Origin of the sequence: Streptomyces sp. NP160 (assembly GCF_006335115.1) — a bacterium.
Classification (GTDB): Bacteria; Actinomycetota; Actinomycetes; order Actinomycetales; family Quadrisphaeraceae; genus Quadrisphaera.
Genome location: NZ_VDMJ01000024.1, coordinates 153,155 through 179,962 on the forward strand (window position 1 = coordinate 153,155; position 26,808 = coordinate 179,962).

Annotated in this window: 29 protein-coding genes; 17 read left to right on the forward strand and 12 right to left on the reverse strand. The window is 75.2% G+C overall.

The window, feature by feature from the left end:
• Positions 1-96: 96 nt before the first annotated feature.
• The 9 genes from carB to metK all read left to right on the forward strand — a co-directional run bounded on the left by carB (position 97) and on the right by metK (position 10,250).
• Positions 97-3,438 carry a carbamoyl-phosphate synthase large subunit gene (gene carB, locus FHN55_RS13375; protein WP_139712795.1) on the forward strand — a complete coding sequence of 1,114 codons (3,342 nt, stop codon included), beginning with the start codon at positions 97-99 and terminating at the stop codon, positions 3,436-3,438.
• Complete coding sequence (locus tag FHN55_RS13380; protein ID WP_257570959.1) at positions 3,435-4,391, forward strand: dihydroorotate dehydrogenase electron transfer subunit; 957 nt, start codon at positions 3,435-3,437, stop codon at positions 4,389-4,391. Before carB ends, FHN55_RS13380 begins: the two co-directional genes overlap by 4 nt.
• The gene (locus tag FHN55_RS13385) at positions 4,391-5,398 is read left to right on the forward strand and encodes a dihydroorotate dehydrogenase (RefSeq protein WP_139712796.1); all 1,008 of its coding nucleotides are present in this window, start codon (positions 4,391-4,393) and stop codon (positions 5,396-5,398) included. The genes FHN55_RS13380 and FHN55_RS13385 overlap by 1 nt, the downstream gene beginning before the upstream one ends.
• Positions 5,398-6,273, forward strand: coding sequence for an orotidine-5'-phosphate decarboxylase (gene pyrF, locus FHN55_RS13390; protein ID WP_139712797.1), 876 nt, complete (start codon positions 5,398-5,400; stop codon positions 6,271-6,273). The genes FHN55_RS13385 and pyrF overlap by 1 nt, the downstream gene beginning before the upstream one ends.
• A 142-nt stretch (positions 6,274-6,415) precedes the next feature.
• Positions 6,416-6,730 (forward strand): integration host factor, actinobacterial type, encoded by a 315-nt coding sequence (mihF, locus tag FHN55_RS13395; RefSeq protein WP_109776206.1) that lies wholly within the window; start codon positions 6,416-6,418, stop codon positions 6,728-6,730.
• A complete protein-coding gene (gmk, locus tag FHN55_RS13400; protein ID WP_139712798.1) occupies positions 6,727-7,332 on the forward strand; it encodes a guanylate kinase in 606 nt (201 codons plus the stop codon). Before mihF ends, gmk begins: the two co-directional genes overlap by 4 nt.
• A 56-nt stretch (positions 7,333-7,388) precedes the next feature.
• Positions 7,389-7,733 (forward strand): DNA-directed RNA polymerase subunit omega, encoded by a 345-nt coding sequence (rpoZ, locus tag FHN55_RS13405; RefSeq protein WP_139712799.1) that lies wholly within the window; start codon positions 7,389-7,391, stop codon positions 7,731-7,733.
• A 28-nt stretch (positions 7,734-7,761) separates the two neighbouring features.
• Positions 7,762-9,042 carry a bifunctional phosphopantothenoylcysteine decarboxylase/phosphopantothenate--cysteine ligase CoaBC gene (gene coaBC / locus FHN55_RS13410; RefSeq protein ID WP_139712800.1) on the forward strand — a complete coding sequence of 427 codons (1,281 nt, stop codon included), beginning with the start codon at positions 7,762-7,764 and terminating at the stop codon, positions 9,040-9,042.
• Entirely contained in the window at positions 9,042-10,250 is a 1,209-nt protein-coding gene (metK, locus tag FHN55_RS13415) for a methionine adenosyltransferase (protein ID WP_139712801.1), read from the forward strand. Before coaBC ends, metK begins: the two co-directional genes overlap by 1 nt.
• Positions 10,251-10,340: 90 nt before the next feature.
• Here the strand turns inward: metK and FHN55_RS13420 are convergent, their stop codons facing one another.
• Positions 10,341-10,724, reverse strand: a complete 384-nt coding sequence (locus FHN55_RS13420) for a hypothetical protein (RefSeq protein WP_139712802.1) — start codon at positions 10,722-10,724, stop codon at positions 10,341-10,343.
• A gap of 118 nt (positions 10,725-10,842) precedes the next feature.
• Positions 10,843-12,087: a heparan-alpha-glucosaminide N-acetyltransferase domain-containing protein gene (locus FHN55_RS13425; protein ID WP_180357822.1), complete on the reverse strand. Its 1,245-nt coding sequence runs from the start codon at positions 12,085-12,087 to the stop codon at positions 10,843-10,845.
• A 196-nt stretch (positions 12,088-12,283) separates the two neighbouring features.
• Between FHN55_RS13425 and FHN55_RS13430 the strand changes: the two genes are divergently transcribed.
• Positions 12,284-12,859 carry a hypothetical protein gene (locus tag FHN55_RS13430; RefSeq protein ID WP_139712804.1) on the forward strand — a complete coding sequence of 192 codons (576 nt, stop codon included), beginning with the start codon at positions 12,284-12,286 and terminating at the stop codon, positions 12,857-12,859.
• A gap of 48 nt (positions 12,860-12,907) precedes the next feature.
• Here the strand turns inward: FHN55_RS13430 and FHN55_RS13435 are convergent, their stop codons facing one another.
• The 5 genes from FHN55_RS13435 to FHN55_RS13450 form a co-directional block, all read right to left on the reverse strand.
• Positions 12,908-15,391 (reverse strand): hypothetical protein, encoded by a 2,484-nt coding sequence (locus tag FHN55_RS13435; protein WP_139712805.1) that lies wholly within the window; start codon positions 15,389-15,391, stop codon positions 12,908-12,910.
• Between the two features lie 51 nt (positions 15,392-15,442).
• Complete coding sequence (locus tag FHN55_RS13440) at positions 15,443-16,147, reverse strand: hypothetical protein (protein WP_139712806.1); 705 nt, start codon at positions 16,145-16,147, stop codon at positions 15,443-15,445.
• A 73-nt stretch (positions 16,148-16,220) separates the two neighbouring features.
• Positions 16,221-17,183: a D-2-hydroxyacid dehydrogenase family protein gene (locus tag FHN55_RS13445; protein ID WP_139712807.1), complete on the reverse strand. Its 963-nt coding sequence runs from the start codon at positions 17,181-17,183 to the stop codon at positions 16,221-16,223.
• 376 nt (positions 17,184-17,559) lie between these two features.
• On the reverse strand, positions 17,560-17,733 hold the full coding sequence (locus FHN55_RS22755; RefSeq protein WP_180357823.1) for a hypothetical protein: 174 nt from the start codon (positions 17,731-17,733) through the stop codon (positions 17,560-17,562).
• Between the two features lie 88 nt (positions 17,734-17,821).
• Positions 17,822-18,406 carry a histidine phosphatase family protein gene (locus tag FHN55_RS13450; RefSeq protein ID WP_180357824.1) on the reverse strand — a complete coding sequence of 195 codons (585 nt, stop codon included), beginning with the start codon at positions 18,404-18,406 and terminating at the stop codon, positions 17,822-17,824.
• 75 nt (positions 18,407-18,481) lie between these two features.
• Between FHN55_RS13450 and FHN55_RS13455 the strand changes: the two genes are divergently transcribed.
• Genes FHN55_RS13455 through FHN55_RS13465 form a run of 3 tightly spaced genes read left to right on the forward strand, consistent with a single transcriptional unit; the run spans position 18,482 to position 20,312 of the window.
• On the forward strand, positions 18,482-19,117 hold the full coding sequence (locus FHN55_RS13455) for a pyridoxamine 5'-phosphate oxidase family protein (RefSeq protein WP_218974662.1): 636 nt from the start codon (positions 18,482-18,484) through the stop codon (positions 19,115-19,117).
• An 8-nt stretch (positions 19,118-19,125) separates the two neighbouring features.
• Positions 19,126-19,794 carry an MOSC domain-containing protein gene (locus tag FHN55_RS13460; RefSeq protein ID WP_139712809.1) on the forward strand — a complete coding sequence of 223 codons (669 nt, stop codon included), beginning with the start codon at positions 19,126-19,128 and terminating at the stop codon, positions 19,792-19,794.
• Positions 19,795-19,799: 5 nt separating this feature from the next.
• The gene (locus FHN55_RS13465; protein ID WP_218974641.1) at positions 19,800-20,312 is read left to right on the forward strand and encodes a DUF664 domain-containing protein; all 513 of its coding nucleotides are present in this window, start codon (positions 19,800-19,802) and stop codon (positions 20,310-20,312) included.
• A gap of 20 nt (positions 20,313-20,332) precedes the next feature.
• On the opposite strand, the gene FHN55_RS13470 is transcribed toward FHN55_RS13465, so the two are convergent.
• Positions 20,333-20,773, reverse strand: a complete 441-nt coding sequence (locus FHN55_RS13470; RefSeq protein ID WP_139712810.1) for a hypothetical protein — start codon at positions 20,771-20,773, stop codon at positions 20,333-20,335.
• A gap of 111 nt (positions 20,774-20,884) precedes the next feature.
• Between FHN55_RS13470 and FHN55_RS13475 the strand changes: the two genes are divergently transcribed.
• On the forward strand, positions 20,885-22,036 hold the full coding sequence (locus FHN55_RS13475) for a hypothetical protein (protein ID WP_139712811.1): 1,152 nt from the start codon (positions 20,885-20,887) through the stop codon (positions 22,034-22,036).
• Here FHN55_RS13475 and FHN55_RS13480 read toward each other — a convergent pair.
• Positions 22,033-22,605, reverse strand: a complete 573-nt coding sequence (locus FHN55_RS13480) for a MarR family winged helix-turn-helix transcriptional regulator (protein ID WP_218974642.1) — start codon at positions 22,603-22,605, stop codon at positions 22,033-22,035. The genes FHN55_RS13475 and FHN55_RS13480 overlap by 4 nt on opposite strands.
• A gap of 120 nt (positions 22,606-22,725) precedes the next feature.
• On the opposite strand from FHN55_RS13480, the gene FHN55_RS13485 reads away from it, so the two are divergent.
• Complete coding sequence (locus FHN55_RS13485; RefSeq protein ID WP_139712813.1) at positions 22,726-23,367, forward strand: FMN-dependent NADH-azoreductase; 642 nt, start codon at positions 22,726-22,728, stop codon at positions 23,365-23,367.
• A gap of 15 nt (positions 23,368-23,382) precedes the next feature.
• On the opposite strand, the gene FHN55_RS13490 is transcribed toward FHN55_RS13485, so the two are convergent.
• A complete protein-coding gene (locus FHN55_RS13490) occupies positions 23,383-24,156 on the reverse strand; it encodes a hypothetical protein (protein ID WP_139712814.1) in 774 nt (257 codons plus the stop codon).
• 192 nt (positions 24,157-24,348) lie between these two features.
• Between FHN55_RS13490 and FHN55_RS13495 the strand changes: the two genes are divergently transcribed.
• A complete protein-coding gene (locus FHN55_RS13495; RefSeq protein ID WP_218974643.1) occupies positions 24,349-25,401 on the forward strand; it encodes an aminoglycoside phosphotransferase in 1,053 nt (350 codons plus the stop codon).
• A 299-nt stretch (positions 25,402-25,700) separates the two neighbouring features.
• The gene (locus tag FHN55_RS13500) at positions 25,701-26,051 is read left to right on the forward strand and encodes a hypothetical protein (RefSeq protein WP_139712815.1); all 351 of its coding nucleotides are present in this window, start codon (positions 25,701-25,703) and stop codon (positions 26,049-26,051) included.
• Positions 26,052-26,059: 8 nt separating this feature from the next.
• On the opposite strand, the gene FHN55_RS13505 is transcribed toward FHN55_RS13500, so the two are convergent.
• Both FHN55_RS13505 and FHN55_RS23785 read right to left on the reverse strand, forming a co-directional pair.
• Positions 26,060-26,491, reverse strand: a complete 432-nt coding sequence (locus FHN55_RS13505; protein WP_139712816.1) for a VOC family protein — start codon at positions 26,489-26,491, stop codon at positions 26,060-26,062.
• A 74-nt stretch (positions 26,492-26,565) separates the two neighbouring features.
• The gene (locus FHN55_RS23785) at positions 26,566-26,805 is read right to left on the reverse strand and encodes a hypothetical protein (RefSeq protein ID WP_257570960.1); all 240 of its coding nucleotides are present in this window, start codon (positions 26,803-26,805) and stop codon (positions 26,566-26,568) included.
• Positions 26,806-26,808 lie beyond the last annotated feature (3 nt).

Below are 26,808 nucleotides of genomic sequence, written 5' to 3' on the forward strand. Positions count from 1 at the left end.
GCTGCCGCCGCTGCTCAACGCGCCCAAGCCGACCAGCTCCACCACGGGTGGCGAGCCGGCCGGCTCCACCAGCTCTCACGAGAAGGGGGTGCGCTGATGCCGCGCCGCGAAGACCTGCACTCCGTCCTCGTCATCGGCTCCGGCCCGATCGTCATCGGACAGGCCGCGGAGTTCGACTACTCCGGCACCCAGGCGTGCCGCGTGCTGCGCTCCGAGGGCCTGCGCGTGATCCTCGTCAACTCCAACCCGGCGACGATCATGACCGACCCCGAGGTCGCCGACGCCACCTACGTGGAGCCGATCACCTCCGAGGTCATCGAGGCGATCATCGCCAAGGAGCGCCCCGACGCGGTGCTGGCGACCCTGGGCGGGCAGACCGCCCTCAACGCCGCCATCGCCCTGCACGAGAGCGGCGTGCTGGCCACGTACGACTGCGAGCTCATCGGGGCGGACGTGCCCGCCATCCAGCTGGGGGAGGACCGCCAGGCCTTCAAGGGCGTGGTCGAGCGCTGCGGCGGCGAGAGCGCCCGCAGCCGCACCGCCCACTCCATCGAGGAGTGCCTCGAGGTGGCCGCCGAGCTCGGGTACCCGCTCGTCATCAGGCCGTCCTTCACGATGGGCGGCCTCGGCTCGGGCTTCGCCTACGACGAGGCCGACCTCGTCCGCAAGGCGGGCGCCGGCCTGCACGCCAGCCCCACCACCGAGGTGCTCCTGGAGGAGTCGATCCTCGGGTGGAAGGAGTACGAGCTCGAGCTCATGCGCGACCACGCCGACAACGTGGTGGTCGTCTGCTCGATCGAGAACTTCGACCCGATGGGCGTGCACACCGGTGACTCGATCACCGTGGCTCCCGCGATGACGCTCACCGACCGCGAGTACCAGCGGATGCGCGACGTCGGCATCGCCGTCATCCGCGAGGTCGGCGTCGACACCGGCGGCTGCAACATCCAGTTCGCGATCAACCCGGCCGACGGCCGCATGATCGTCATCGAGATGAACCCGCGCGTCTCGCGCTCCTCGGCGCTGGCCTCCAAGGCGACCGGGTTCCCCATCGCCAAGATCGCCGCGAAGCTGGCCGTCGGCTACAGCCTCGACGAGGTCGCCAACGACATCACCCGCGAGACCCCGGCCAGCTTCGAGCCCACGCTCGACTACGTCGTGGTGAAGGTGCCCCGCTTCGCCTTCGAGAAGTTCCCCGCCGCCGACTCCTCCCTCACGACGACGATGAAGAGCGTCGGCGAGGCGATGGCCATCGGCAGGTCCTTCCCCGAGGCGCTGCAGAAGGCGCTGCGGTCGACCGAGCAGCGCGGTGCGACGTTCTCCTGGGACGGCGAGACCCCCACCCCCGCGGAGGTCGACGCCCTCGTCGAGCGGGCGAAGGTCCCCACCGACGGGCGGATCGTGGCCGTCCAGCAGGCGCTGCGCGGCGGCGCGAGCGTGGAGCGCCTCTTCGAGGCCACGAAGATCGACCCCTGGTTCCTCGACCAGATGCTGCTCATCGAGGAGGTGGCCGCGAAGGTGGCCGCCGCCCCGGAGCTCGACGAGCAGCTGCTGCGCACCGCCAAGAAGCACGGCTTCTCCGACGCGCAGCTGGCCCAGCTGCGCGGCACGGCCGAGCCGGAGGTGCGCGCGCTGCGCCACCGCCTGGGCGTGCGCCCGGTCTTCAAGACCGTGGACACCTGCGCGGCGGAGTTCGCGGCCCAGACGCCGTACCACTACTCGGCCTACGAGACCACGGCCGAGGGCGAGAGCGAGGTCGCCGCGAGCGAGCGCCGCAAGGTGGTCGTGCTCGGCTCCGGGCCCAACCGCATCGGGCAGGGCGTGGAGTTCGACTACTCCTGCGTGCACGCCGTCATGGCGCTGCGCGACGCCGGCTTCGAGGCCGTGCTCGTCAACTGCAACCCCGAGACGGTCTCCACCGACTACGACACCTCCGACCGGCTCTACTTCGAGCCGCTCACCCTGGAGGACGTCCTCGAGGTGCTGCACGCGGAGGCCGCCTCCGGGGAGCTGGTCGGCGTCATCGCCACCCTGGGCGGCCAGACCCCGCTCGGACTGGCCGCGCAGCTGGAGGCCGAGGGGATCCCGGTGCTCGGCACCACCCCGGCCGCCATCGACCTGGCGGAGGACCGCGGCGAGTTCGGCCGCGTGCTGTCCCAGGCCGGGCTGCGCGCCCCGCAGTTCGGCACGGCCACGTCCGTGGAGCAGGCCCGCGCCGTCGCCGAGGAGATCGGCTTCCCGGTGCTCGTGCGGCCCAGCTACGTGCTCGGCGGGCGCGGCATGCAGATCGTCTACGACGAGGGCTCGCTGGAGGAGTACGTCCGGCGGGCGACCGTCGCGAGCCCCGACCACCCCGTGCTCGTGGACAGGTTCCTCGACGACGCGGTGGAGATCGACGTCGACGCCCTCTTCGACGGCACCGACGTCTACCTGGGCGGCGTCATGGAGCACATCGAGGAGGCCGGGGTGCACTCCGGTGACTCCGCCTGCGTGCTGCCGCCGGTGACGCTGGGCTCCTCGGTGCTGGCGCGGGTGCGCGAGGCCACCGAGGGCATCGCCCGCGGCGTGGGGGTGCGCGGCCTGCTCAACGTGCAGTTCGCCCTCGCCTCCGACGTCCTCTACGTGCTCGAGGCCAACCCGCGCGCCAGCCGCACGGTGCCGTTCGTGGCCAAGGCGACCGGCGTCGCGCTGGCCAAGGCCGCGGCGCGCATCGCGGTGGGCGCCACGATCGCCGAGCTGCGCGCCGAGGGCCTGCTGCCCTCCGCCGGCGACGGCGGGGACCTGCCGGCGGACTCGCCGATCTCCGTCAAGGAGGCGGTGCTGCCGTTCAAGCGCTTCCTGACGCCGGACGGGCTCGTCGTCGACAGCCTGCTCGGCCCGGAGATGCGCTCGACCGGTGAGGTCATGGGCATCGACGTCGACTTCCCCTCAGCGTTCGCCAAGAGCCAGGCCGCCGCCTACGGCGGGCTGCCGCTGTCGGGCACGGTGTTCGTCTCCGTGGCCGACCCCGACAAGCGCGCCGTGATCTTCCCCGTCAAGCGCCTGGTGGACCTCGGGTTCACCGTGGTGGCCACCGAGGGCACCGCGATGATGCTGCGGCGCAACGGCGTGGCCAGCTCGGTGGTGCGCAAGCACTCCTCGGGCCAGGGCGCGGACGGGGAGCCGACCGTGGTGGAGCGGATCCTCGCGGGCGAGGTCGACCTCGTCATCAACACGCCCAGCGCGGGGGAGACGCCGGCGGCTGCGGGTGCCCGCGCCGACGGGTACGAGATCCGCGCCGCGACGGCCGCGATGGACGTGCCGGTGTTCACCACGGTGCAGCAGCTGGCCGCGGCCGCTGCTGCCATCGACGCCGCCCACGCCGCCCGGGCGGCGGGGGAGCCGGTGCGGGTCCGCTCCCTGCAGGAGCACGCCGAGTACCTCAAGACGACCCGGTGAGCAGCCCGGTGAGCGGCGCGGTGAGCTGGCCCGCGGGGGTGCAGGAGGCGGCCGAGGTCGTCTCCGCGCGGCCGGTGGGCGCGTACACGCACCTCGTGCTGCGCGCCCCCGAGGCCGCGCTCCGCGCTCAGCCCGGGCAGTTCGTGGCCTGCGGCGTCGGTGACTCGGGGATGCTCCTGCGCCGCTCGCTGTCGCTGCACGCCGCGGACCCGGAGGCCGGCACCCTCGAGGTGGTGGTCGCGGCGGCCGGTCCCGGCACGCGGCTGCTGGCGGCGAAGCGTCCCGGCGACGTCGTCCCGACGACGGCGCCGCTGGGGCGTCCCTTCCCGCTGCCGGCGACGTCGTCCCCGACCCCCGCCGTGGTCATCGGCGGCGGATACGGCGCGGCTCCGCTGCCGTGGCTGGCGCGGGTGCTCACCGCAGCGGGGTCGCGGGTGGTGGGCGTCGTCGGTGCGGCCAGCGCCGACCGGCTGCTCGGCACCAGCGCCGTCGACGACGCCACGGCCCTCGACGGCATCGCCGACGCCGTCGTCGTGACCACCGACGACGGGTCGCTCGGCGCCCAGGGCCGCGTCACCGACGCGCTCCCCGAAGTGCTCCTGGAGCTCGCCGAGCTGGGCGAGCCCGCGGTCTACGCGTGCGGCCCGATGCCCATGCTCCGCTCGGTGCAGACCACCACCCGCGAGGTGCTGGGGGACCAGGCGCGGACGTGGCTGGCCGTGGAGGAGTCCATGGCCTGCGGCGTGGGGGTCTGCATGACGTGCGTGCTCCCGGTCGCCCAGGACGACGACGACGGCGTCCGCCGCACGCGGATGCTCCGGGCCTGCACCGCCGGCCCGGTCTTCGACGGCGACGCCCTGCGCTGGGACGCCATCGGCGCCGCCGCGCACCTGCGGGGCGGGGCGCTCGTCCCCGAGGACGCCGTCGGCGCGCCGCGCCCGGGAGGCCACTGATGACCACCCCCGCCACCGCAGCCGTGGACCTGTCGACGTCGATCGGGTCCTTCCACCTGCCCGCGCCCACCATGACGGCGTCCGGCTGCGCCGCGGCGGGGGCCGAGCTGGCGCCCTACCTCGACCTCGCGTCGCTGGGCGCCGTCGTCACCAAGTCGGTGCTGCGCGACCCCCGCTCCGGCCGCGCCACGCCGCGCATGGCCGAGACCCCCTCGGGGATGCTCAACAGCATCGGCCTGCAGGGCCCGGGCATCGACGCCTTCCTCGAGCACGACCTGCCGGTGCTGGCCGACGCCGGCGCCCGCGTGGTCGTCTCCATCGCCGGGGGGGACCCCGAGGAGTTCGGCGAGCTGGCCGGCCGCCTGGCCGCCCTCGGCCCCGACAGCCCGGTGGGCGCGGTCGAGGTGAACATCTCCTGCCCCAACGTCGCCAACCGCGGCCTGGTCTTCGCCTGCGACCCGGGGGCCTCCCGCGCCGTGCTGGAGGCCGCCAGCGGCGCCGTGAGGGCCTCGCAGCGTCCTGACCTGCCCGTGCTCGCCAAGCTCAGCCCCGACGTCACCGACCTCGTGGCCGTGGCGCTGGCCTGCACCGAGGGCGGGGCGAGCGGCCTGACGGCCATCAACACCACGCTCGGCATGGTGGTCGACCCGGTGACGCTGCGCCCGCAGCTGGCCGGGGTCACCGGCGGCACCTCGGGCCCGGCCATCCGGCCGATCGCCGTGCGGTGCATCTGGCAGCTGACGGCCGCCAAGCGCGCCGGCGTCCTGCCCGACGTCCCCGTGGTGGGAGCGGGCGGTGTGGCCAGCGGGGCCGACGCGCTCCAGCTCATCGCCGTCGGCGCGTGCGCCGTGCAGGTGGGCACCGCCACCTTCGCCGACCCCTCGGCGCCCGCCCGCGTCGCCCGTGAGCTGGAGGCCGAGCTGGCGCGCCGCGGGGTGGCGCGCCTGGCCGACGTCGTCGGCATCGCCCACGAGCCCGGTCGCGGCACCACGAGGAGCACCACCTGATGACGCAGCAGCTCGAGCCCTTCGGCGTGCGCCTCGCCGCCGCCATGGACGCGCACGGCCCGCTCTGCGTGGGCATCGACCCCTCACCGGCGCTCCTGGGGGCCTGGGGGCTGCCGGACGACGCCGGCGGCCTCGAGAGGTTCTCCCGGGCCGTCGTGGAGGCCGCCGCGGGCTCCTGCGCGGCGATCAAGCCCCAGGCAGCCTTCTTCGAGCGCCACGGCAGCCGCGGCGTCGCCGTGCTGGAGCAGGTGGTGACCGACGCGCGCGCCGCCGGGGTGCTGTGCGTGGTGGACGCCAAGCGCGGCGACATCGGCTCCACCATGGCCGCCTACGCCGAGGCCTTCGCGGGGGAGGGGTCCCCGCTGGCCGGCGACGCCGTGACCGCCTCGCCGTTCCTCGGGTTCGGCTCGCTGGACCCCCTGCTGGAGGTCGCCGAGCGCACCGGCCGGGGCGTGTTCGTGCTGGCCCTGACCTCGAACCCCGAGGGCGCGTCCGTGCAGCACGCCCGCGACGACCGCGGGGTGGCCGTCGCGGCCGCCGTGGCGCGCGCCGCCGCGCAGCGCAACGCGGCCGCTCGCGCCGCGGGCGCCGCCCTGGGCTCCACGGGCCTGGTGGTGGGCGCCACCACCGGCGACGCCGCGTCCCGGCTGTCCGTCGACCTGGAGGCCGTGCACGGCCCGCTGCTGGCGCCGGGCATCGGCGCGCAGGGCGCCGGACCGGAGGACCTGGCCCGTGTCTTCGGGCCCGCGCGACGGGCCGTGCTGGCGTCCTCCAGCCGGGAGGTGCTCGGCGCGGGACCCTCGGTGCGGGCCCTCCAGGAAGCCGCTGTACGGTCGGCCGACGCCTGCCGGGCCGCTCTGCGTCACGAAGAGTGACCCCCCGGCGTTGCTCTGACCAGGTGACGTGGCTAGGTTTCCCACCAGGGTCGGCGCCCGAGCCACCACCGGTGAGGCCGTCGATCGCCACCTGTCTGACTGACCAGGCCCCTTTCCCGACGACGTTCAGAGGTGACTGTCCGTGCCGCTCCCGAACCTGACCCCCGAGCAGCGTGCTGCGGCCCTGGAGAAGGCCGCTGCCGCCCGCCGTGAGCGCGCGGAGGTGAAGAACCGCCTCAAGCACTCCCAGGGCGACCTCGGCGACGTGATCCGCGAGGGTCAGGAGAACGACGTCGTCGGCAAGATGAAGGTCTCCGCGCTCCTCGAGGCCCTCCCGGGCGTCGGCAAGGTCCGCGCGCAGAAGGTCATGGAGGAGATCGGCATCTCCGAGACCCGTCGCGTGCGCGGTCTGGGCGCCAACCAGATCAGCGCCCTCATCGACCGCTTCGGCCGCTGAGCCCGCAGCAGTCCACCGGCCCGGCCCGGACGACGCCCCAGCGGCTGGTCGTCCTGGCCGGGCCGACGGCTGTCGGCAAGGGCACCGTCGCCGCTGACGTCCGCGCCCGCTACCCCCAGGTGTGGCTGTCGGTCTCCGCGACCACCCGCGCGCCCCGCCCGGGCGAGGTCGACGGCGTGCACTACCTCTTCACCAGCGAGGCGGCGTTCGACGCCCTGGTGGAGCAGGGGCAGATGCTGGAGTGGGCGGTGGTCCACGGCAGGCACCGCTACGGCACCCCCCGCGGTCCGGTGGAGCAGGCCCTGGCGGCCGGCACGCCCGTGCTGCTGGAGATCGACCTGCAGGGCGCGCGCCAGGTGAAGGCCGTCATGCCCGACGCCCACTTCGTGTTCCTGGCACCCCCGAGCTGGGAGGAGCTGGAGCGCCGCCTGGTCGGCCGCGGCACCGAGGGACCGGAGGAGCGGGAGCGCCGCCTCTCGACCGCACGGGTGGAACTCGCCGCCGAGGGGGAGTTCGACACCACCATCGTGAACGACGACGTCAGCCGAGCTGCTGACGAGCTCGTATCATGGATGGGTCTGGGTCCGCTCACCCACCGGTGACCGTCCGACCCGCGCCCCGCTCGAACCAGCACGTCCACCGATCTGGAAGGACACCCGTGTCCGGCACCGCCGCTGCCCCCGAGGGCATCACCAACCCGCCCATCGACGACCTCCTCGAGGCCGCCGACGGCTCCAAGTACGGGCTGGTCATCTACGCCGCCAAGCGCGCGCGCCAGATCAACGCCTACTACTCCCAGCTCGGCGAGGGCCTGCTGGAGTACGTCGGCCCGCTCGTGGAGACCCACGTGCAGGAGAAGCCGCTGAGCGTGGCGCTGCGCGAGATCGACTCCGGCCTGCTCACCATCCGCCCCGTCAGCCCGGAGGAGGCCGCCGCCGAGGCCGCCGCCGTCGCGCCGTCGGACCCGTTCGCGGCCCCCGCGGACGACAGCCGCGGCTTCTGAGCCACCCCCGCTCCGTCAGCTCCCCGCGATGACCGCGCCGCGCGTCGTCCTCGGTGTCGGCGGCGGCATCGCCGCCTACAAGGCGGCGCTGCTGCTGCGCCTGTTCACCGAGGGCGGCGCGTCGGTGCGCGTGGTGCCGACCGAGTCGGCCCTGAGGTTCGTCGGGGAGCCGACGTGGGCGGCGCTGTCGGGACAGCCGGTGGCCACCGGCGTCTGGAGCGACGTCCACGAGGTGCCGCACGTGCGCCTGGGCCGCGAGGCGGACCTCGTCGTCGTCGCCCCCGCCACCGCCGACCTGCTCGGCCGGGCCGCCCACGGCCTCGCGGACGACCTGCTCACCAACGTGCTGCTCACCGCGCGATGCCCGGTGCTGCTCGCCCCGGCCATGCACACCGAGATGTGGCAGCACCCGGCCGTCGTGGCGAACACGGCGCTGCTGCGCGAGCGCGGCGTCCACGTGCTGGAGCCCGACAGCGGCCGCCTCACGGGCGCCGACACCGGCCCGGGGCGCCTGCCCGAGCCGGAGCGCATCCACGCCGCGGCCATGGCCCTGCTGGGCGGTGCGGCCGCCGCTGGGGCGTCGTCGTCGTCGTCCTCCTCCGCCGACCTGGCCGGACGCCACGTGGTGGTCTCGGCCGGGGGGACGCGCGAGCCGCTCGACCCGGTGCGCTTCCTCGGCAACGCCTCCTCCGGGCGGCAGGGCGCGGCGCTGGCCGCGCGGGCCCTGGCCCGCGGTGCGCGCGTGACCTACGTCCGCGCGCACACCGAGGTGCCCGACCCGGACGGGGCGCACGTGGTGCCGGTGAGCACGGCGCTGCAGCTGCGCGACGCCGTGCTGGCGGCCGCGCGCGCAGGGGCTGACGCCGTGGTCATGGCAGCGGCCGTGGCGGACTTCCGGCCCGCGGCGCCGTCCGAGACCAAGATCAAGAAGAGCGACGACGACGACGGCGCACCGCTCGTCGAGCTGGTCCGCAACCCCGACGTGCTGGCGGGCCTGGTGGCCGAGCGCCGCGAGGGGCGGCTGGCTCCCACCACCGTGCTGGTCGGCTTCGCCGCCGAGACCGGAGACACCACCGGATCGGTGCTCGAGCACGGCCGCCTCAAGGCGCGGCGCAAGGGCGCCGACCTCCTGGTGGTGAACGAGGTCGGCGGCGGTCGCGCCTTCGGCGCCACCGACAACACCGTCGTCATCATCGGTGCCGACGGCACCGAGCGGGCCGTGGGGCCCGCGCCCAAGGAGAGCATCGCCGACGCCGTCTGGGACGCTGTCGCGATGCGCGTGCCCGTGAAGAACTCAGGAGACCTCTGATGGCCGCTGGAGCGGACCTGCGCCTGTTCACCTCCGAGTCGGTGACCGAGGGCCACCCGGACAAGATCTGCGACCAGATCAGCGACCGGATCCTCGACGCCATGCTCGACCAGGACCCGAGCAGCCGCGTCGCCGTCGAGACCATGGTCACCACCGGACAGGTGCACATCGCCGGCGAGGTGCGGACCAAGGGGTACGTCGAGATCCCGCAGATCGTGCGGGACACGATCCTCGGGATCGGCTACGACTCCTCCGAGAAGGGCTTCGACGGCCACTCCTGCGGCGTGTCGGTCTCCATCGGCGCGCAGTCCACCGACATCGCCCAGGGCGTCGACTCCTCCTGGGAGCAGCGCTCCGGCACGCTCGTCTCGGACGACCCGCTCGACGCCCAGGGCGCCGGCGACCAGGGCCTGATGTTCGGGTACGCCTGCGACGACACCCCCGAGCTCATGCCGCTGCCGATCCACCTGGCGCACCGGCTGTCGGAGCGGCTCACCGCCGTCCGCAAGGAGGGTGTGCTGCCGCACCTGCGGCCGGACGGCAAGACGCAGGTCACGATCGGCTACGACGGCGACCGCGCGGTCTCCCTCGACACGGTGGTGCTGTCCACGCAGCACGCGCCCCGCGTGGACCTCGCCGAGCTGGCCGAGCAGATCCGCACCGAGGTGGTGGCGCCGGTGCTGGAGGGGGTCGACCTCGACACCTCCGGCCACCGGCTGCTGGTGAACCCCACCGGCCGGTTCGAGATCGGCGGCCCCATGGGTGACGCCGGCCTCACGGGCCGCAAGATCATCGTCGACACCTACGGCGGCATGGCCCGCCACGGCGGTGGCGCGTTCTCGGGCAAGGACCCGTCCAAGGTGGACCGGTCCGCCGCGTACGCGATGCGCTGGGTGGCGAAGAACGTCGTGGCCGCCGGCCTCGCGCGCCGGTGCGAGGTGCAGGTGGCGTACGCCATCGGTGCGTCGCACCCGGTGGGCCTGTACGTGGAGTGCTTCGGCACCGAGACCGTGGACCTCGGCCGTCTGACGGCGGCCATCAAGGAGGTCTTCGACCTGCGCCCGGCCGCGATCGTGCGCGACCTCGACCTGCTCCGCCCCGTCTACGCCAAGACCGCGGCGTACGGGCACTTCGGCCGCGAGCTGGCGGGCTTCACGTGGGAGTCCACCGACCGCGCCGCTGCTCTGAAGGCCGCGGCCGGCGCCTGACGCCGGCCGCGGGCCGTGGCGCCCGACGTGCAGGAGTCCCTCGGCAGCGCCCCGTCAGGGCGTCGCCCGGGGACTCCGGCACGTCCGGCGTCACAGGCCGGTGAGCTCCGGAGCCAGCTGCTGGACGGAGTGGCGAGCCACCTCGACGTCCTCCGCGGTGAAGCACCCCGGTGCGGTGAGGGCGTAGGCCTGGAGCAGCAGCATCCGCTGCTCGGTCCCGGTGGAGGCCTCGCGCCGGGCCGAGCGCTCCTCCGGTGTGACCACGCCGTCCGCGACCGCGGCCCTGTCGACGTGCTGCTGGTGCGCCGCGGCCGCCTCGTAGGCGGCGCCCAGGGGCCTGACCTGCTGCCGCACGACCTCGCAGGTCGGCTCCGTCGGCGGAGTCCCGGCAGCGGTGCCGGCGCCGTGGGCGGCCACCACGAGCACCACCAAGGACGCGACCGTCGCGGCGGCCCAGCGCAGGGTGCGGTGCATCGGAGGCTCCTCGCCGTCGTCGTCCTGGCCCCGCGCGGTGCGCCGGCCTGTGATCGACATCGGCGGTGAGCTCGCCCGCCAGCACGGGCGGCGGGGCGCTCCACCCGTTCGGCGCCGGTCAGGCGCGCAGGTACCAGCCGCGGCGGTGGAGCACCAGCGCCGTGCCCCACCACAGCGCCAGCAGCAGCGCGCTGAGACCGAGCTGCGGGCCGCCGAGCCAGGCCAGGGCGTGAGCCAGCGACTGCGCCCAGGTCGGTCCGCCACCCTCGAGCGCCCCGAGGGGCCGCAGGAGCAGCACGGCGACCAGCACGTGGCTGCCGAAGTAGACGAGCAGGCTGTTCCGCCCCAGCGCCACCAGGGCCCAGCGCCCTGCGCGCAGTGCCCGAGCCCCGTCGCCGGGGCCGGTGGTCCACGGGGCGTCGACCACCAGGTGCACCGTCGCGACGACCAGCACCACCACCGCGGCGACGCCCAGGCCGAACGGCGCCGTCCACAGCCCCTTCACCGTGGGGACGAGCGGCGAGGCGGCGGCAGCACCCAGCGCCAGCACGGCGGCGAGCGCCAGCAGCCGCAGGACCCCGGCCGCCTGGCCGCGCCCCCGGGCGGCGAGCAGCGCGTGCGCGGCGGCGGTGCCGGCGGCTGCGGTGGCGCAGGCGCCCAGAACCCCGAAGAACCCCTCCGGGTCGTGACCGTGGGAGAGCTGCTCGTGCAGGTGCGCCAGTGGCACGACCGCGGTGTCGACCCACGGCGAGGGGTTGCAGTCAGGCGTGAGGCTCCCGCCCGAGCAGCCGGTGGCGTAGCGGGCCAGCAGCGCGGTGTGCAGCCCCGCCAGGGCCAGCGCCACCGCCGTCCAGCCCACCCAGCTGCGCACCACGAGGTGCAGCAGCGCGACCACCAGCACCACCGCCGCGTACAGCTGCAGCACGCCGGTCCAGCGCAGGTGGTCGGGGTCGATCTCGCCGGTGGCCGCCCAGGCCAGCGCTGCGTTGTACGCAACACCCGCGAGGACGAGGACGACGACGCGGCGCACGAGCCTGCCGACGCGCACGCCCCTGCGGTGGGCGAGGCCCAGGCCGGCGCCGGTCAGGAGGACGAAGGACGGGAAGACGACGTCGAGCGGGTGGACGCCGTCCCACGGCGCGTGGTCGAACCAGGCGGGCGGGTCGAGCAGGCTGGAGCTGAGGACGCTCGCCACGAGCAGGAGGCCGCGCACCACGTCGAGCGCGGCGACCCGGGCTGCGGGGGAGGGGGCGCCGAGGGGCTGCGCTGCAGCGGAGGTGCGCTCAGCGGCGAGGGCCTCGCGCCGGGTCAGCGGTGCCCGGGGGCGCGGTGTCGTCGTCGACACCCCGGCTGTCTCGGTCACCCTGGTGACGGTAGGGACCCTCACCTGCCGCGTGGTGCCTTTCGCGCCCGGGCGTGGCGTCCCGTCACCCGCTCGCCAGCGGGCGCGGCGTCACCAGCACGGACCTGGGCCGGCCACGACGCCGGCGGACGCACGCGGACGGCAGCCACCGCGCCTGCCGCAGCTCGGCGGAGATCAGCTCTGGGAGGCTGGTGCTGTGCTGCTGGGGAGTGACGGCGGTGTGCACGTGCAGCTGGACGTCGTCGGGTACCAGTTCCCGGACGCCGTCGTCGACGACGACGACGGTCCCGACTGGGACGCGAACTGGCTCGTCGTGTCCGGCCGCGTGCGCGCCGCCGGCGGCGAGACGTGGCCCTTCTGCGACCCGGGTCTCACCACGTGGGAGGCCGCCGAGGTCGCCGCCTGGCTCGAGCGGGCTGCGCGGGGTGAGGTCACGGCTGTGCAGGCAGCGGGCGGTCCCGAGGACGAGGTCGACGACGAGGCTGACGAGCGACCGTTCTGGTGGGACGTCCTGCGCGAGCGCGGCTGGTTGGTCTTCCTCGAGCCGTGCCTGTCGCTCGGGGTGAGCGGTGCTGGTCGTCGTGCTGGTGCAGGAGGGTCCGGTGTCCCCACCGTCCGGGTCCTGGTGGGTCTCGGAGCCGAGTGGGCTCCGCCGCCGCTCCCTGCGGAAGCCCACCCCTGGAGGTGCGTCGAGCTCGAGGTCCCCCCGGACCAGCTCATCAGAGCTGCAGAGGACCTGCGGGCAGACCTGTCCGCCTACCCGCCGCGGTGATCCACTGCGGTGGGTCCTCGTTGACGAGGTGCTCCTGCCGCTCGTGCATCAGGCAGCCGGGAGGTCGTCGAACAGGCACGGCTCCTCATGCCCGTCCGGCGCCGGATCGGGTGGCACGTCGCTGAAGGCGACCTGGGTCCAGTCAGGCGACCACGGCACCGCTGCGTGCGGCCCGCTGGGAGCGGGTCGTCCATCCGGTGGCCAGCCCACCCATGCGGGCAGCACGTCGGCCAGCAGCCGGTGCACCCATGGCGGCAACCCACCCTCACCGGGCCCGCCGGAAGCGCCGGTGCCGTCAGGGGTGCCGGGGTCATCGTCGGGGTCCAGCAGCGCCTGGGGGCTGACGCGGTAGGTGTGCCCGGTCGGTGAGGTCCACACCACCCCGTCCCCCGGCGCCGGGCCGGCCGCTGCCGTGTCCACGGCCACGCTCCACCCGTGCCCAGGCCGAGCGTGCTCCCCAGCCTGCTTGAGCAGGTGCTCCACCTGGGCCAGCAGCTGCAGGTTCGTCGCCTCCGTCGACCCACCAGCGCGGTCATCGGTGTGGTTGCCGGGGTGGTTGCCGGGGTGGTTGCCGTGCTCGTAGGGCTGGACGTGGTCCAGCTGGCCGCCCCCAGCACTGCCCCCACCACCGCCCCCACCGGCTGGGCCGTGGTCCAACCCGACCGGGCGGGTCGAGGACGGCATCGTCGAGGACCACCACCGCAACCCCACCAATCGCGCCAACGCCGTCGAGGGCCGCCAGGCGCCCTCCTCCACCGCAACCGCGGCACCACAAGCCGGGTCGGCCAGCACCCGGCGCCACAACCCGTCCGCCGCGATCCGCAGCGCCGCGACCGCACCGACCGGGCCGTACCCGGCCAGCTGCGCCCCGATCGTGGAGACCCCCGCCAGCACCGTCCACGGCAGCACCAGGTGCACCACCGGCTTGGACGCCGCCGTCCGAGCGATCGGGTACCACGTACCCGCCACCCCGCAGGTCTCTGAGATCTCCAGCGCCGCGGTCGCCCACTCGCGCAGCGCCGCGATGCGGTGCTGGTCCAGGCTGCCCACGGCAGCGCGGTCATAGGCCCGCCCCTGCGCCCTGGCGGCGGCCCGTTCAGCGGCGCGGGCCTGCTCCTGACGGCGCCGGGCACGCGCGTCCATCGCCGCAGTGATCACCGCGATGTCCTCCGCAGGCCCGCGCAGCTGCAACGCCGCCTGCCCATCGGCCTCGCTCCAGCGCGCGGTGGAGCACGCAGCGCGGGCCTTGGCCGAACGCCGCTGAGCGGCGGCGGCGTCAGCACGGTGCACCGCGGTGCTCAGCCGCTTGGTCCACGCCCGCCGGTTCGGCCCCAGGCCCGCACCCGCTGTCGGCCGCGTCGAGGGCCGCGTCGAGGGCCCCGGCGACCCGTCGTCCGCAGTGCCACCGGCACCGCTGTGAGGGGCGAGCTCGCTGCCAGCACCGTCGGCGGACCAGCTGGTCGAGCCGGTCGCCCTGCCCAGCAGCTCCCGCCGCACCGCGGCAGCGACCTGCTCGGCGTGCGCCGCAGCCGCCGCCTCCGCGGCGGCGTCGACCTGGGCCTGGTCAGCAGCAGCCCGCGCGCGGACCTCCTCACCGGTCAGCGGCGCCTGCCCGGCCTGCGCGCGGGCAGCGTCCTGCGCAGCCTGGGCGTCCTTGACCGTCTGCTCTCGGGCGGCCGCCTCCCGTTCCAGTGCGGACAGGTAGGAGGTGGTGCGCACCGCGGACAACTGCTCCAGCAGCCACGAGCCCGCCCCCGCGCCCAGCGCCCCGGCGGCCATCGCCGCGGCCACGTCCCGGTGAGCACCGACCGCTGCCAGGCCCCGCTCGACCAGGGCCTCCGCCGCGAGCGAGCCGATGCCGAGCCGGGCGCACAGCTCCGAGGGCGCGGTGGAGCGGACTCGGGTGGCCCAGGGGCGGCCCTTGCCGTCACGGGCGGTGGCGGCGCGGGCCTCAGCGACGTCAGCCTCGGCCTCAGCCTGGCGGCGAGAGGCGAACACCCCCGCGAGCTGGTCACGCCGCGCCGCCAGCGCCGCCATCTGGCGCTCGCACGCCGCGACCGCCTCCACCAGCTCAGCGTCGCAGACCCCGGCGCAGGCACTGCCTGCGCCGCTGCTGTCGCCGCTGCTTTCGGCCGCACCGGGGTCCCCACCCGCCTTCAGCACGGCGGTGTCAGTGGAGCGGCAGGCGGCCTGGAGGTCCACTGCGAGATGGGCCCACAGCTCCTCCACCGCCGCCACCAACTCCACCCCGGGAGTGCGCGCCGCCCACTCCAGCGCCACCTGGTCACGCACCCCGACCAGGCACGCCTCCGGCAACAGCTTCGACGGCTCGCTCAGCCCGGCCGGAGGCGCCTCAGCCGCGCGTCCCTCTTCGTCGTCGTCCTCCACGACGGCAGCAGCGGTCGGCGGCTGGTGAGGGTCCACGACGCCGAGGTCGGGGTCGAGCTCGTACGCCTCGGGGTGCGCCGCAGCTCGCCACCACAGGCGCGCAGCGAGGCGCTCCTCCAGCAGCGAGACCGACCCCGAACCCATGCCCACACCTGATCACCCACCACCGACAACGCGGCCTGACCAGCGCTTTCGTCAGTCCGACGCCCGCTCGCGGTGTGCAGCTGACAGGACACGACCCACGAACGCGGCGAACGACGTGCCGGCTCCCAGACCCACCGCCAGCACCAACGCCCCCACCAGGTACAGGCCCGTGTCATCCCCAGCGCCCGCCTGAGTCGTCCACCCCAGCCAGAACCCCACGGACACGCCTCCTGCCGCCGCCGCCCACCACCACCGGGCACCCAGCACCGCGGTCACCGCACCAGTCGTCAGGGCGCATCCCAGCACCTGCAGCGTCACGTGCGGCGACTCCACCTCCCGCGTCACCACGTCGAAGGAGGCGCTGGTGTCCCACCCCAGCCAGGCGCCCCACACCAGCACGCCGGCCGCCACCGACAGCGCGAACTGCGCCGACCTGCTCGCCGGCCGCTCCACCGGCCGCTCGGTCAGCCCCGCCGCCTCGCGTGCCCCGAACGCGCGCAGCAGCCCGAGGTGCAGCGCGAGGTTGCCGACCAGCAGCACCCACGCCGGCGCGCCGAGGAAGACCAGCAGCCACGGGGCGGTCAGCACCACCGCCAGTGCGGTGGCGAACGACTCCACCGGGCCGGTCGACGACCCGGGCAGCGCGAGCCCCAGCTGCTGGACCAGGACGAGGACGACGACGAGGGCGGCGTGCACGAGCAGCAGCGGCGACCACCAGCGCGCTCGACGTCCTGGACCGTCGGCCGCTGGGCTCACGGCCTGATCGTGGACCGGCTCCTGGCCCCAGCGGATCCTCCCGCGGGTGGACCCCGGCGGGGCGAGCCGCGCCTCAGGTGAGCACGCGCACCGGTGACCCCGCCAGCCACGCCGCGACGTCCTCGACGGCGTCGCCGTAGAACGCCGCGTAGGTGCCCTCGGTGACGTACCCGACGTGGGGGGTCAGCACGGTGCGCGGTGCGGTGCGCAGCGGGTGGTCCTCGGGGAGCGGCTCGACGTCGTAGACGTCGAGCCCGGCCCCGCCCAGGTGGCCGGAGCGCAGCGCCTCCAGCAGCGCGGACTCGTCGACGAGCGGCCCGCGGGAGGTGTTCACCAGCAGGGCCCCCGGCTTCATCAGCGCCAGCTCCCGCGCGCCGATCACGCCGCGCGAGCGCCGGGACAGCACCAGGTGCAGCGTCACGGCGTCGGCGCGGGCCAGCAGGTCGTCCTTGGTGGTCGGCTCGACCCCCAGCTGGCGGGCGAGGTCGTGGTCGAGGTGCTGCGACCACGCGAGCACCTCCATGTCGAAGGCCTGCGCCACGCGCGCGACCCGCTGGCCGAGCTTCCCGAGCCCGACGACGCCGAGCACGGCGCCCGCCAGGTCCCCGCCGATCCCCGACGCCCTCTCGAGCCGCTGCTGCCACGCCCCCGCGCGCACGCCGGCGTCCAGCCGCGGCACCTGCTTGACCAGCGCCAGCAGCAGCGCCCACGTCATCTCCGCCGTCCCGGGCACCACCATGCGCGTCCCGCACACGACCACCCCGCGCTCGCGGCACGCGTCGAGGTCGACGGCCGCGTTGGCCATGGCGGTCGTCACGAGCAGCTGGAGCTCGGGCAGCTCGGCGAGCAGGGCGGCGTCGAAGGCGGTCCGCTCGCGCATCGCCACCACCACCTGCGACCCGGCCAGCGCCCCGCGCAGCGCGGCGCCGGTGAGGTGCTGGTGCACGAAGTCCACCTGCACCTCACCGGGCAGCGAGCGCCAGTCGGCGGACCCCTCGGCGACGCGCTGGTAGTCGTCGAGCACGGTGATCCTCACGGTGCGACGCTACGTCCGGCGGGCCAGCCCGGCGCGCCCACCGCGCGCGGCGCCGCCGTCCTGCTCCCACCCCCACCGGAGGCCGCACCACCTCGCCCCCGCTCGCCGTCGTCGAGGCCTTCGAGGTGCCCGGGACCGACTGGTGACAGGTGCCCACCCAGCACGAGCCGCAGAGGAGCCGGCGGTGCTCGACACCGGCCTGGGCCCCTCCCGCACCGACGCCGTCGTCGTGGTGCGGGTGACCAGCCGCGAGCGCACCGAGGAGGTGCTGGCCCTCCACCGCCCGCTGGCGGAGCGGCTCGACGAGCGGTGCGGCGGGGAGGCCCAGCCCGTCACCGGGTCCCTCCGACAGAGCCCCGGCGAGGACCGCGCCCCGTCAGCGGGAGGCGGTGATCCGGGTGATCGACGTCCAGGAGGAGCCGCCCTCGTCGAAGCAGCCGGCGCACTCGCAGGCGGGCCAGAGCAGGCCCTCCTTGTGGCTGCGGGGCTGCGGGATGAGGCCGGGCTCGACGGCGTGCAGGTCCAGGGAGAAGGCGTCGTGTCTGTCCACGGGTCAAGCATCCCGCCCGGCAGCGGATCGCGCTGGCGTTCCGGACGCTCTCCAGACGACTCGCAGCCACCCGGCGGCCTCCCGTCATCTACCGGCGGTCCTCCTCCGGCGGCCCGATGCGCCGCCACCCGTGGTGGACCAGGCCGCTGAGCGGCTCGAACGCGTACCAGCTGCCCTGCCCGGGCTGGTCGAGGTCACGGGTGACGGCCACCCCGAGCAGCTGGCACAGCAGCAGGGTCCCCACACCGCCGTGGGCGACGACGGCGACGTCGCCGTCGTCGTGACCGTCCAGCCGCCGCCGCACCGCGGCCGCGAAGCGCGCCTGGGCGTGCTCCGCCGTCTCCCAGCCGCGCACGCTGGTGCCCGGGTGCGCGAAGAACGCGTCGGCCAGCTCCTCGAACTCCGCCGGCGGCACGAAGCCCGTGGCGGACCTGTCGTTCTCGCCCAGCTCCTCGTCGGTGACGACCTGCAGCCCGAGCGGGGCGGCCAGCGCCCGCGCCGTCTGCACGGCCTTCGTCTCGGTGGAGCTCACCACCCGGGTGAGCGACCCCGCCCACGGCAGCGCCAGCAGGTGCACCAGGCGCTCGCGGCCCGCGGCCGACAGGCCCCACCGCGGCACCGGCACGGCCGGGTCGACGGCCACCTCGGGGTGGCTCACCACGTAGACGGTCACCGGCCCAGCCCACCACAGCGCGGGGAGGCCCCTGGACCTCGTGCGCCGCGGCGGACCACACTGCGGCGCGTGGGACTGCAGGACCGGGGCCGGGTCGTCGCCGACGAGGCGGAGCTGCGAGAGCTGGTCGGCGAGCCCGCTCCGGCGGCCGTGGCCAAGCAGCGCGACCACCTCCACGACCTCGACAGGGCCTGGCTGGCGGCCTCCCCGTTCTGCCTGCTGGCCACCGCCGACGCGCAGGGCCGCTGCGACGTCTCGCCCAAGGGCGACCCGCCGGGCTTCGTGAGGGTGCTCGACGAGCGGACCGTCGTCGTCCCCGAGCGGCCCGGCAACCGCCGCGTGGACGGGTTCCTCAACGTGCTGGCCAACCCGCACGCCGGGCTCATCTCGTGGCTGCCTGGTCGCAGCGACACCCTGCGCATCAACGGGCGCGCCACCCTCGTGCGCGACGCGCCCTTCTTCGACGACATGGTGGTGGAGGGCCACCGCCCCCTGCTGGCGGTGGTGATCGAGGTCGAGGAGGTCTTCCACCACTGCTCGAAGGCGTTCCTGCGCTCGGCGCTGTGGGACACCGCCACGTGGGACGGCGGTGCGAGCGCCGGTGTGCCGAGCCGCGCGCACATCGCCAAGGCCCTCGAGCGCAAGGACGACCCCCTGGAAGAGCTGCAGGCCTACTACGGCCCGCGCTACGCCGACGGCCTCTACCGGTGAGCGGCCGGGTGAGCGACGACGACGGCCGCGTCCTCTCGGTGAACGTGGGCCGGGAGCGGCCGATCGCCGCCAAGGGCGGGACGACGGGCATCGACAAGCGCCCCGTCGAAGGCCCGGTGGCCGTGAGCGCACCGGGGCCGAAGAGGGCCGGGCGCAGCGGTGCCAGCGGCCTGGCCGGCGACCACATCAGCGACACCGCCCACCACGGCGGTGACGACCAGGCCGTCTACGCCTACGCCCGCGAGGACCTCGACGCCTGGGCGCGCGAGCTGGGCCGGGACCTGCCCGGCGGGACGTTCGGGGAGAACCTCACCACGTCCGGCGTGGACGTGAGCGGTGCGGTCATCGGGGAGGTCTGGGAGGTCGGCACGGCGCTGCTGCAGGTCAGCTGCCCGCGCGTCCCGTGCGTCACCTTCGCGGTGTGGCTGGGGGAGCAGCGCTGGGTGCCGCGCTTCAGCGAGGCGCGCACGCCCGGGGCCTACCTGCGGGTGCTGCGCGACGGGGAGGTCACCGCCGGCGACGCGGTGCGGGTGGTGTCGCGCCCCGCCCACGGCGTGGACGTGCGGACGGTTTTCGCGGCGACGACGACGAGCCCCGACCTCCTGCCGCTGCTGCGCGACGTGCCCGAGCTGCCCGCCGAGGACCGGGCGCAGCTGCTGCGCCGGCTGGACGGCTGAGCCTCGTGGAGGACACCCGCACCGACCCGCCGGTGGCCGCCGGGGAGGCTGCCACGCTGACCGGCTTCCTCGACTTCCTCCGCGAGACGGTCGCGCTCAAGACCGACGGCCTGACCACCGCCCAGCTCCACCAGGGGCACCCGCCGTCAGCGATGACGCTCGGCGGGATGCTCAAGCACCTGGCGTTCGTGGAGGACTACTGGGCCGGCCACGTGCTGCTCGGCCGGGACCCCGGCCCGCCCTGGGACGCGGCACCGTGGGACGACGACCCCGACTGGGACTGGCACTCGGCGGCCTCGGACGACGCCGCCGAGCTGCGGCACCTGTGGCGCACGGCCGTGGAGGGGTCCCGGGCCGACCTGCCCCTGGACGACCTCGACCGCCTCAGCGCGCTGGAGCGCCGGGGCCAGCGCGTCTCGGTGCGCTACGTGCTGGTGCACCTCGTGGAGGAGTACGCCCGCCACGCCGGGCACGCCGACCTGCTGCGGGAGGCCCTCGACGGCACCACCGGTGAGTGAGCCGCCAGGTCGGGGAGGAGCTAGTCGAGCCACCAGGTGGCGAGCGGGCTGAGCACCACGCAGCCGGCGAGCATCACCGCGGCCAGCACCGCGACGGCGGTGGCCGGCGCGACCTCGCGCGGCGAGCGGTGGTCGTGGACGGACTGCAGCACGTCGGCACCCGCCACCAGCAGCGCCACGAAGCCGGCCAGCGGCGCGGTGGCGATCGCGAGGTACCCCAGCGCCTGGATGAGGGCCGACGGGGGGTCGGGCAGGTCCTCGGGGTCGTACGCGCCGCCGCCGACCTGGTCGAGGGGGACGTGCTGCAGGCCGTTGACGAGGTAGCCGTGCCCGACGGTGGCGGCGAACAGCGCCGCGCAGCCGACCACGGCCCCGGCGAGCAGCAGCAGCTGGCGGGGGCGCAGCGGGCCCAGCGGGGCCTCGACGAGGTCAGCGCTGACCGCGTCGTGGTGGACGCTCATGTCCGGATGGTGAACCGCCGGTGACGTGCGGCGCAAGCACGACGCGCGACGACCACCCCGGTGCGGCCGCCCTGGTCGGGCCGGGGGGAGCCGTCCCGCTACCGTTCGCCCATGATCAGCGGGGACGGCGGCGGCGACGACGACCTCAGCCCTGACCTGTGGTCTCCGGAGTCGCTCGAGCAGTACCGCGCTCGCGCACAGGAGCTGTCCCGGGTCCTGGCCGAGCACGCGGCGCTCGTCGAGCAGCGCGCGGGGCGCCAGCGCGAGCTCGAGGACTACGTCGTGTCGGCCGAGCGGCTGCAAGGCGCCGTCAACGCCTTCGCGGAAGCCGAGTTCGCCTGGTGCGGCTCCTTCCCCGTCCGCACCAGCGAGGCGGACGAGGACGGCGACGAGGACGGCGACGGCGGGGTCTGGCCGCTGCCGGACCCCTCCCTCGCCGAGGCACCCGTCATCAGCGTGCTCGGGCGCTGGGACTACGTGGTGACCGACGCCGACGAGCTGGTCGCCCACGGACGTGACAGCTACCGCGCTGCCTGGCCGGAGGACGACGACGAGGACGCCGCGCTGCGCGTCCAGACGGTCCTCGACGCGGTGCGCGAGACCCTCCACGAGGCGCCGCTGCCGCGGCTCGACGACGCGCCCGGTCTGCAGCCGTCGGCGTCCGTCGTCCAGCTGGTCCAGCACGCGGGCACGTCCGAGGAGGAGCTGACCGAGGACCCGTTCGGCCTCGTCTCCCACGTCGGCGCTGACGGGCAGCACGACCACGGTCCGGGCGCGTGCGGCTGCGGGCGCGAGCTCGACCCGGGCGACCGGCACTCCAGGTTCTCGTGGCCCGACGCGTTGTTCGCGCTGGTGGAGCGGGGCGAGGAGGTCCCCGGTCTGTGGATGAGCGGCGAGGACGTCGACAGCTCCGACATGGTGGCCTCGCCCGACCTCGGCGCCTTCGTCCGCGTCCTCCTGCCCGTGGAGCTCGACGACGGCGGCTCGCTCACCTACGGCACGTGGCTGCAGGTCCACCCGCACGACCAGGCCCACGCGCACACGGTCTGGTCGCTGCCCGAGTACCAGCACCTCGTGCTGGAGGGGAAGCTCGCCAACGACGTCCCGCCCGGCGGCGTCCTCGGGGCTCACGCCCGCGCCGTGGTGACCGACCCCGACCAGCTGCCGCGCGTCGTCGACTCGACGGACGGCGTGCTCAACCGGGTGCTCCTCGAGACGTGGGGCGCTCACCTGCACGCCGGCGCGCTGGGCCTGGCCGACTAGCAGTCGGCCCCGGGGCCGGGCATCACGCCCGTCCGCTGGGCGATCTCCACGAGAGCTCGCAGGTGCTCCGGTTCGAGCGGCGCGAGGACGTGAGACCTCACGGCGTCGACGTGGCCGGGAGCCGTGGCGACGACGACGTCCCAGCCGGCCTCCGTCAGCGCGGCGACGGTGAAGCGGCCGTCGGCGGGGTCGGGTGAGCGGCGCACGAGGCCCCGGTCCTCGAGCTTCTTCACCACGTTGGACAGCCGCGACAGCGACCCGCTGGCCAGGCGCGCCAGCGAGCTCATCCGGGCGCTGCGCCCGGGCTGCATGGACAGCGAGCTGAGCACCATGTACTCGAACAGGCTCAGCCCGGAGTCGCGCTGCAGCTGCGCGTCGAGCGGGCCGGGCAGCAGCGAGGCCAGGCCGACGACGGCCTTCCACGCCTCCTGCTGCTCCTCCGTGAGCCAGCCGCCCGCTGGCGCTGCCGGCGCGGTGACCGTGCTGGAGGGGGTCCGACGTCGTCCTGCGGCGGGGGAGGTCGCGGAGGCGTCGCTGCAGGCGTCCTCGCCGCAGGGGTCGCCGTCCACACCCCGACGGTAGTGCGCACCACCCCGGCGCGTCGCCGTCCGGACGGATGACTCCAAGCGTGAAGTCATCTGCTACCTTCACTTCACACGTGAAGTCACCGATCCGCTGAGGAGACCACCATGAGCCTGTTCCGCCTGGACGCCAGCATCCGCGTCGACGGGTCCGCCAGCCGCGAGCTCGCCGACGCCGTGGAGGCCGAGTGGCAGCTGGCCCACCCCGGCGACGCCGTGGTGCGCCGCCACGTCGGCACCGAGCCGATCCCCTCCACCACCTGGGGCGAGGCCGTCGCGGGGTCGATGACCCCCGAGGACGGGCGCACGCCGGAGCAGCGCGGCGCGCTGGCCCTGGCCTCCGAGCTGGTGGACGAGCTCACCGGCGCGGACGCCGTCCTGCTGGCCGTGCCGCTCTACAACTACGGCGTCTCGCAGCACCTCAAGGCGTGGGTGGACCTCGTCATCGCCGGCAGCACGCCCGGCTCGCGCCTCCTCGAGGGCACCCCGACCGTGCTGGCCACCGTCCGCGGCGGCAACTACAGCGCCGGCACGCCGCGCGAGGGCTGGGACCACTCCACCGGCTACCTGCGGCGGATCCTCGCCGACGTGTGGGGCGCCGACCTCACCGTCGTCGAGCGCGACTTCACGCTGGTCGGCGTCAACCCTGCGCTCGACGCCTTCACCGAGCAGGCGAAGGCGCTCCACACCGAGGCGCTGTCCGTCGCCCGCGAGGCCGGTCGCGCGCTGGGCGTGGTCCCCGTCGCCTGACCGGGCCCCGCCGGATCAGCCGCCGCTCGGCTGCGCCGCGTCCTCCCACGCGGTGCAGCCGAGCCGGTTGACCAGCCAGCTGCCGTTCGACGACTGGACCGCCGTCGCGCGCCACGCCCCCGACGTGAAGCTGCGCTCCTGCCACTCCCGCTGGGCGGGCCCGGACCCCGGGTCCTGCTCGCCCACCCAGCCGTCGGCGGGCACGCCCGCGGGGATGACGGTCGGGTCCGCGGCCTGGTCCCCGCGGGGCGTCTCGAGCCACCGGACCAGCGCGTCACCAGCCGATGGCTCTCCCTCGAAGCCGCTCACCGGGTCCGCGACGAAGCCGACGTCGCACGGCCCGCTCCCGCCCGTCGGCGGCGCGAAGGGCCCCGTGCCGTCGACCTGCGCCTGCGACAGGACGGGCACCGGGGCGGTGCCGTCTGCGACCGACCGCGAGCAGCCCGCCTGCGTCACCAGCCACTCGCCGTTGGAGGACTGCCGGGTCAGCACCTCCCAGTCGCCCGACGTGAACGTGCGCTCCGCACCGGACTCCCCTCCCGCGGCCACCCAGCCGTCGACCGGTGCTCCCGGCAGCACGCCGAGGTCGCCGGTCCGCTCGTCGTAGGCGGGGCCCGTGAGCCAGACCGCCAGCGCGTCGCCCGCGGACGGTGCACCGCTGGAGGTGCCGGCCATGTCGGCGATGAACGCCATGTCGCACGGACCGCTGCCGCCGTCCGTCCCGGGCGCGAAGGGACCGCTGCCCTCGACCTCCTGCTGCGACAGGGTCGGGACCGGGACGGCGGCCACCGGCGCCGTCGCGCCGGGCGGTGACGAGCCGCACCCTGCGAGCAGGGCCGCCGCACCGACGGTGGTCAGTCCACCCCACCTGTGCCGCGACCAGGGACGAGTCATCACGTGCCCAGGACGCGGCGCAGCGCGAAGGTGTTGCACCCCTGGACGCCGTGCAGGGTGTTGACACCGGTGCCGATGATGGGCCGCGTGGGCCTCGACGACCTCGTCAGCGACCGCGCGGAGCTGCGCCACAACCCCCTCAACGAGGTGACCGCCTCGGTGGAGCGCGTCGCCCTGGCCGACGGGCGCACCCTCGTGCGCAAGCAGCTGCGCGCGCCGGCCGCAGGGTCGCCGTCGTCCTCCGGGCCGTGGGCCGCCTCGGACGACCCCCGGCACTGGAACTCCTGGCGGCGCGAGGCCGACGTCCACCGCGACCACGCGCTGCGCAGCAGCCTGCACGGCACCGGGCTCGACCTGCCGGCGTGCCAGGTGGAGGAGGTCGACGGGGGAGCGGTGCTGTGGATGGAAGACGTCGAGGGTGTCGCCGGGGAGCACTTCGACCTCGCCGACCACGCCGCGCTGGCGGCGGGCCTGGGGCGGTGGCAGGCGCAGGGACCGCTGGAGGCGCCCTGGACGTCACGGGCCTTCCTGCGGGCGTACTCCGGCAGCAGGCGCGTGCCCTGGGAGCTCGTCGACGACGACGACGCCTGGCGGCAGCCGCCCGTCCGCGACACCTGGCCGTCGTCCCTGCGTGCGGGGTGGGGGCGGCTGCTGGCGGCACGCGAGCAGCTGCTGCGCACGGAGGAGCAGCTGCCGCGCACGCGTTGCCACCTGGACGTGTGGGTGGCCAACGAGGTGCGCCGCCCGAGCGGTGACGTGGTGCTCCTGGACTGGGCGTTCGCCGGGGACGGCGCGGTGGGGGAGGACGTCGGCAACCACGTCCCCGACGCCGTCTTCGACCTCTTCTGGCCGGCCGAGCGCTTCGGGGAGCTGGAGGAGGCGTGCGTGACCTCCTACCTGGCGGGACTGCGGGAGGGCGGGTGGAGCGGCGGCGCGGACGAGGTCCGGCTCGGGGTCTTCGCGTCGTGCGTCAAGTACGCGTGGCTGCTGCCCCTGCTGCTCGACCGCGCGGGCGCCGAGCAGCACGCCGCGTACCACCGGCCCGCAGACGCCCACCACCTCTACGCGCAGCGCGGTCTGGCGCTGTCGCACCTCGTGCGCTGGTGCGACGAGGCCCTGGCCCTCGCCGCTCGTCGCTGACCCCCGCTGCCCCTGGCGGTCGAGCGCCCGCGCGCCCAGATGGCCCCATGGGTGCGCAGGTGGCCCATGAACGATGTCGATGGGGCCATCTGCGCACCCATGGGGCCGACCAGGCGGTGGACCAGCACACGCGCATCGACGGGGCCAGCGGGGGGGCGCCACGATCGTGCGGTGACCTGGCAGGAGGAGCTCGCAGCCCACGCCCTCGTGGCTGCCCGTCAGGAGCCGGCCATCGCCGAGGTGGTGGTGGCCGGCTCGCTCGCGGACGGCGGAGCGGACCCTTCGACCCCGTCCGGTGGGTGGCGCAGTTCGGGAGGCCGTGGGCGCTCACGTCGACCGGCGCCTGGGACGGGCGCGTGCTGAGGGTGGTCTACGACGACGGGCGGCGTCTCGATGTCGTCCTCACCGGTGGCGGGACGGGCAGCGGTGCTGTGGAGGGCACCGAGCTGATGGAGTTCCGGCAGGCCGCGGCGCTCGCGGTGGTGAAGCTCGCGCGCAACGACCTGCTCATCGGGATGCACCTCGCGCTCGGCCTGGTGCAGCGGTGCCTCGTGCAGGCGATGGTGCTGCGCGACCGGCAGCTGGGGACCGCGAGCCACCGCGTCGGAGGTCCGTTCAACGAGGTCGTCGAGCGGCAGGCCGGCTGCTGATCGCCTGGTCAGGCGTCGGGCACCCAGGAGTGGTGGACCGCCTCCACGTTGATCCCGTCGAGGTCGGCGACGAAGGCGCCGTAGTAGCCCGCGTGGTACTCGGGCCACACACCCGGCTCGCGCAGGGAGCTCCCGCCGGCGGCGAGCGCCGCCTCGTAGAAGGCGTCGACGGCCGCGCGGTCGGTGGCGGTGAAGGCGACGTGGGTGTCGGCGTCGTAGTGCGGCTGCTCCCCGGGATCGCTCTGGACCAGCCAGAAGAAGGGCTTGCGGCCCGCTCCGAAGGCGTGCATCGCCTTCTGGTCCGCTCCAGGGGTCGCCGGGACGCGCAGGAGCGTCGTGATGCCCAGCGGCGCGAGCGCCGCCTCGTAGAAGGCGGCGGCGGCCGCCAGGTCTGACACGGGGACGTTGACGTGGTCGATGAGCGAGCCGGAGAGGTCCATCCGCCGAGCGTCGCGGCCACCTCGGAGCAGTGGCAAGGGGGGCGCGGCCGGTCGCCGGCTCGTGCCGGTGGGTGTCACCGCGGCACCGGGAAGACCGGTGCGGCGGCCTCCACCGGCACGGCGTGGGTGACGCACGTCCCACCCGTGCGTTCGTCGAGCTGGTGCAGGAGCAGCGAGGCCGGCTCGTCGAGGTACCCCATGCGCCCGGGGGTCGTCAGGTCGAGCGCGCTCTGCCGCCACGTGCTCGGCGCGGTCACCGCGACCGCACCCGCGAAGACCGCCGTGGTCGGCCGGTGCACGTGACCGGCCAGCACCCG

Bases quoted from the DNA above. Each gene is read 5' to 3' on its own strand.
- FHN55_RS13475 (WP_139712811.1), top strand. From the start codon at position 20,885: ATGATCAGCGGGGACGGCGGCGGCGACGACGACCTCAGCCCTGACCTG.
- FHN55_RS13385 (WP_139712796.1), top strand. From the start codon at position 4,391: ATGACCACCCCCGCCACCGCAGCCGTGGACCTGTCGACGTCGATCGGG.
- FHN55_RS13485 (WP_139712813.1), top strand. From the start codon at position 22,726: ATGAGCCTGTTCCGCCTGGACGCCAGCATCCGCGTCGACGGGTCCGCC.
- FHN55_RS13420 (WP_139712802.1), bottom strand. From the start codon at position 10,724: ATGCACCGCACCCTGCGCTGGGCCGCCGCGACGGTCGCGTCCTTGGTG.
- carB (WP_139712795.1), top strand. From the start codon at position 97: ATGCCGCGCCGCGAAGACCTGCACTCCGTCCTCGTCATCGGCTCCGGC.
- FHN55_RS13470 (WP_139712810.1), bottom strand. From the start codon at position 20,773: ATGAGCGTCCACCACGACGCGGTCAGCGCTGACCTCGTCGAGGCCCCG.
- pyrF (WP_139712797.1), top strand. From the start codon at position 5,398: ATGACGCAGCAGCTCGAGCCCTTCGGCGTGCGCCTCGCCGCCGCCATG.
- FHN55_RS13435 (WP_139712805.1), bottom strand. From the start codon at position 15,391: ATGGGTTCGGGGTCGGTCTCGCTGCTGGAGGAGCGCCTCGCTGCGCGC.
- FHN55_RS13505 (WP_139712816.1), bottom strand. From the start codon at position 26,491: ATGGACCTCTCCGGCTCGCTCATCGACCACGTCAACGTCCCCGTGTCA.
- metK (WP_139712801.1), top strand. From the start codon at position 9,042: ATGGCCGCTGGAGCGGACCTGCGCCTGTTCACCTCCGAGTCGGTGACC.
- coaBC (WP_139712800.1), top strand. From the start codon at position 7,762: ATGACCGCGCCGCGCGTCGTCCTCGGTGTCGGCGGCGGCATCGCCGCC.